Source organism: Victivallis sp., assembly GCF_048170485.1.
Classification (GTDB): Bacteria; Verrucomicrobiota; Lentisphaeria; order Victivallales; family Victivallaceae; genus Victivallis.
This window is the reverse complement of sequence record NZ_DBEXAY010000281.1, coordinates 1-5,186: the sequence shown is the minus strand read 5'-3', so window position 1 is coordinate 5,186 and position 5,186 is coordinate 1. Positions and strand designations below refer to the sequence as shown.

Genomic DNA, 5,186 nt, shown 5'->3' with positions numbered 1-5,186 from the left:
CTTTTTAAAATCGAGCGGCGGGGGTGAAAAAGCAAATAATTATGCAAAAAAATGCACAACCGGGGCGGAATTTATTCTTGCTTTTCCATTTTTGAGAGAATATCTTAACCCCCGTGAACCATACAGGGAGGACGCTATGAGCCAATTGCATTCTGCCGCGCAAAACAGGAAACATTGCCGAAAAGTTTTCACCCTTATCGAATTGCTGATCGTAATCGCGATCATCGCGATTCTGGCGGCGCTGTTGCTGCCTGCGTTGAACAAGGCGCGGGACAGTTCCAAATCGATCTCCTGCAAAAGCAACTTCAAACAGCTCGGGCTTGCCATGCACAACTATCTGCAGGGGTATGACGATACGTTTCTCCCCTGCCAGCAGGGCAGCCAGAACCGCTGGCCGGGAATTCTGGTGCGGGATAAGTTTCTGACGAAGAAACAGCTCAAATGTCCTTCCCGCACCCGGTTTCTGGCCACATCCACCTATTACCAGGAGTTCTGGGACAATGAGGCGTCGGAACGGGAAGACCCGAATGCCAACGGCTGGACGACGGCCGATTACGGCGCCAACCATAAATACCTCTTCTCGCAATCCTCGAGCGTAAAGCTCTCGATGTGCCGCCGGGCCTCGGAGACGGTCATGTTTCTGGAAGGCGCCCGGGGCAACCGGGTGCTGGGAGATCTGGCGCCATTGGGAATTTTTGCAATTGACAACACCTATTCGGGGCCGGGCAGCTCGGGCGGCGTCGCCTGGGCTCCCCACAAGGGGTATTCCGAATGCAACGCGGTCTTCGTCGACGGGCATGTGGAGAGTGCGATTGCGGCCGGGGCCCGGGGGGAGATCGCCAGTCAGCGGATTCTCAACGATCCTGCCAGTCCGATCTACGGGCCGTGGGTGGATGACACCCATCGGGATGACCGCTGCAAGTGGATCCGGCACGACGGAGTATATTGAACTTTCTGAATAAGGGGGAAAAAATGCGTTTATTCCTGGGACTTGTATTTTCTTGCTGGATGCTTCTCGCCGGCGGTGCGTCGCTCTACAAGGGGAAGTTTCTCTCCTTCCCGGCAGCGGGAACTCTCAACCCGAAAGAGGGCACGATTGAAATCACATTCTGCCCGAAGAAGCCGGCCGGAGAGTTTGAGAACGAGTGGGCGTTCCTGTTTGAAACCGTTCCGGCGCAGGAGGTGCCGTTCGGGAGAAATCTGCTGAGCATCTGCTGTTTCAGCGGAGAAAGCAACCAGCGCGGCATCGTCGCCTCCGCCGCAGGATGCCGCGCGACGGTGGATCGTGAAACGGTGATCCACAAAGATGTTCCGGTTACGCTGGCGCTCTCCTGGGGGCGCAAGGGTGTCCGGCTTTTCGTCAACGGCCGCCCGGTCGGAAACGCCGGGAAAGCGCCGGCGGAACTCGAACCGATGCCGGGGCTCTTCCGCGTTGCGGCAGGAGCGCCCTATTTCGCCCGGCAGATGCGGGTTTCGGCCCGCGAACTTGAACCGGGAAAACTGCACGCCGATCCACAGCGCCCGATGGAGAAAAATCCGGATACCACGCTGCTTTGGAATGGCGAAAACACCGCACTTCCCCTCCCGGAATCCTGGAACGCCGAGTGCCGGATTCTGCCGGTCTGGTCGCTGACCGACTCCTTTTCCCTGCCGGGGGAAGCGGCGAAGCTTCAGCTGGACGGCGCGAATTTTACCTCGAAAGAGGCGGTTTTCGAACTGATCCTCACCGCGGGCGACGGCAAAGTCACCCGCAGGACCGTCCGGATTGCTCCCCGCACCCGTCTGCAGAAGATCACGCTGCCGCTGCCGGTGTCGGCGCCGGGGCATTACTCGTTCACGCTGGAGGTGCGGGGGCCCGCCGGCACGCGCAGTTACTCTTTCAGCCACGCCCGGATCAACCGCACCGATGCGAATCTGCCGGAGGGAGCGTTTGCCGAATACATCGGCCATCACCTCTCCGATCTGCCCGAAGTGCTGAAGAAGATGGGAATCACCTGGAGCCGCGGCAATGCGTTCAAATGGTTTGTCGTGGAGCCGGAACCGGGCAAATTCGACTGGCAGTGGAGCGACTGGGTCGTGGATCAGGCGGAGAAGAACGGCATCCGGCTGCTGGGAATTCTGGGCGAACCCCCGGCCTGGGCCGCGGATCCTGAATGCATCAACACCCACAAGAATGCCGGCCGGACCGGCAGCCGGAAGCCCCGTTCCGTCGCGGACTGGGAGAAGTATGTCGAAGCGGTCGCCACCCGTTACAAGGGGCGGGTCCCCGCCTGGGAGATCTGGAACGAGGTGGACTGGCATCCGCCGATGCCGGCGGCCAGCTTCTCCGGTTCGACGGAGGAGTATTTCGAACTGCTCAAGGCGGCGTACCGGGCGATCCGGCGGGCCGATCCCGAGGCGAAGATTCTGGTGAGCGGATTCGGCTACGGCAACGCCTGCGACCAAAAGATGCCGTTCGACCTGCTCAATATGGGGGCGGCGAACTACTGCGACTATTACAACGTTCACTCCTATCAGGGGCTCTGGGGAATTCCCGAACTGAAGCAGGCGGTGGAAAAGGCCCGTCTCGGCATGAAGCTGTGGCAGACCGAACAGATGTGGCACACCATCGCCGATCCCCGTGCGCAGGCGGTGCTGACGGCGGCGATCCAGTTCTGGTTCATCGAAGAGAACTTCGAGAAGTATTTCAGCTTCGGGGAGGATTTCTTCTTCTCGCATCATACGCTTTCGCCGATTCCGGCCATGCCGGCGCTGGCCTTCTGCGCCGATATGCTGAAACATTGCGACCGCTACACCGGCGTTCTGAAGACCGAACCGGCTTCCGGTTACGATCTGCGGCACACCTTCCGCCGGACCGACGGCACCGTGCTGACGGTGATGGGGCGGACCTCGATCACCGGGCGGTGGCGTCTGGAGGGGGATATCCTTGCCGTCTATGATCTTTTCGGCGCGCCGGTCGCGCTGAAGGATGGAGTGACGGAGCGGCCGACGGAGTTTCTCTACATCGTGAGCCGGTCGCCGCTGAAGAAGATCGTCGAATACGGGGATATCGTCAACTTCTGTCCGAATCCCTCGTTCGAGGAGATTTCCGGCGACATTGCGATGGGCGGTCTGCGCAATGCGAAGATTGAGAAGTGGCAGTTCCGTTCCAACACCTACGACCCGGCGGGCGAAATCACCGTGACCCGCGACGCGGCGAAGGGACATTACGCGATGCAGCTCAAATCCTCGGGGAAGGGGCGGGTGTACGCCTTCTTCGACGCCCGGCTCGCCGGCACCGGCAAGTTCCGTCTGGAGGGGATGTTCAAGAATCCCGGCACGCAGGCGATTGCCCCCTACGTCGATGTCTTCGAGCGCTCCAGCGGCTACTTCAAACGCTATCACGCTCGGCCGGTGGAGCCGGGGAAGGGATTTGTGCGGCGTTCGGTGGTGATGGAGATTCCGAAGACGACGGCGACGCTGGTCTTCTCCCTCGGAATTGAAAAGGCGGGAACTCTGATTGCCGATGAACTCTCTCTGCACCGCGATCAGGCTCCGGCGCGGGAACTTGTTTCGCTGGCTCTTCCGGCCGGTAAATCTGCGACGGCGGTGCGGGGTGGCGATCAGGTGTCGACCGGCGAACTGTCGAAGAAGATGCAGAGCCGTGTGAAGGCTTCCGGATTTGCATTCCGTCCGGCGGCCCGGCCCCGGCTGCTGTCGAAAGGGGCATGGCGCGGACTCGACGGCGCTTCCGTCACCATTCCCCGCAGCGGAAAGGCACAGGCGGTGGTGCTGCTGATCGGTGCGGCCTATGTCCCGGCGGAGGCCGGAGTTCTGGGGAACGTCACGATCCAGTATGCGGATGCGACCTCGGCCGGGCCGTTCCCGTTGCGGAACGGCCGGGAACTGCGCGACTGGTTTCTCGCTTCCGATCGGAATGGTGTGCCGCCCGCGTTCCGTTTTGTCAGCACCCGGATGAACGAATACGGCCTGTTCGTGGTGGAGCTGCCCAATCCTGCGCCGCAGAAGGAACTGCGGTCGATCCGGCTGGAGGCTGCGGGGGATGCCCTGCTGATTCTGGCCGCGGCGGGGACGACCCCCTGAGTGTAAGAAAACTACGGGGCGCGGCAGAGAGGATTCTCTCTATCGCGCCCCGTTTGCTCTTTGCCGGGAAAGCCGGCGGTTATTTCTTGCTGGTGAGCAGCATCGATTCGTTGACTTCATAACGGAGCGGCTCGCCGGCGAGGTAGCGTTCCAGCTCTTCGATCATGTAGTCCGCCATGCGGTGGACCTCGTCGTTGACGGAGCCGGCGATGTGGCTCGACAGCCGGATGTTCGGCAGCGTGTACAGCTTGGACCCGGCTTCGGGCGGCTCCGGATGCGTTACATCGAGCAGGGCGGTGAGGTCGGGGCGCGATTCGAGCACCTCCACGAGACCGGCCTCATCGACCTGGGCGCCGCGCCCGGTGTTGATGAAGGTCGCGCCGGGACGCATCGAAGCGAAGAGCCCCCGGTGCAGAACGCCGATATTGTCGTCGCGGTTCGGCAGGTGATTGCTGATGACGAGCGCGGTTTTGAACACCTCTTCCAGCGAAACGGTACGCCGTTCCGGGCGGGAGGGGACAACGACGACGTTGACCTGAAACGCCTTGAGCAGCTCCTTGACTTTGGTGGAGATCGCTCCGGCGCCGATCAGCGCCACGGTTTCGCCGTAGACGCCGGGGCCGATGCAGGGCTTGCCGCTCTGCCAGTCGCCGGTACGGTGGATCTCCCGGCTGTTGCGGAAGTATCCTTTGAGCGACAGCAGAATCTGAGCGACGCAGAATTCCGCCACAGGGATGGCATTGGCCTGCCAGGCGCTGAGCACTTTCACGCCGCGGGCCAGCAGTGGCCGGACGAAGCTGTCGGTGGCGCCGGCACCGTAGAAAACCACTTTGAGTTTCGGCAGATACTGCGCCAGCTCCTCCTCCGAAAGCGAGGGCATGCCCCAGGTGGAAAAGACGATTTCCACATCGGAGAATCCGCCGCGGGCCAGTTCGTCCGGCGTGACGGTGGCGGGCCGCAGGTCGGTGAGTTCGGCGAGCCGGGCCTTGCGGTCCGGCGAATAGACGTAGTCAATCTGTGACGGCTGACTGCAGAGAAAAATGGCTTTGTATTTCATCTCGATGATCCTGTTTCCTTGCTGATTTATCACTATACCACCGGGA

At 61.2% G+C, this 5,186-nt stretch carries 3 protein-coding genes; 2 read left to right on the top strand and 1 reads right to left on the bottom strand.

The genetic code is table 11. The features are described 5' to 3' along the window. The first annotated feature begins 136 nt into the window (after positions 1–136). Both ACMLHG_RS14540 and ACMLHG_RS14535 read left to right on the top strand, forming a co-directional pair. Positions 137–949, top strand: a complete 813-nt coding sequence (locus ACMLHG_RS14540; protein ID WP_417170959.1) for a DUF1559 domain-containing protein — start codon at positions 137–139, stop codon at positions 947–949. A gap of 23 nt (positions 950–972) precedes the next feature. Continuing rightward, entirely contained in the window at positions 973–4,083 is a 3,111-nt protein-coding gene (locus ACMLHG_RS14535; protein ID WP_417170958.1) for a beta-galactosidase, read from the top strand. A gap of 79 nt (positions 4,084–4,162) precedes the next feature. On the opposite strand, the gene ACMLHG_RS14530 is transcribed toward ACMLHG_RS14535, so the two are convergent. Beyond that, on the bottom strand, positions 4,163–5,140 hold the full coding sequence (locus ACMLHG_RS14530; protein ID WP_417170957.1) for a hydroxyacid dehydrogenase: 978 nt from the start codon (positions 5,138–5,140) through the stop codon (positions 4,163–4,165). Between the last annotated feature and the right edge of the window lie 46 nt (positions 5,141–5,186).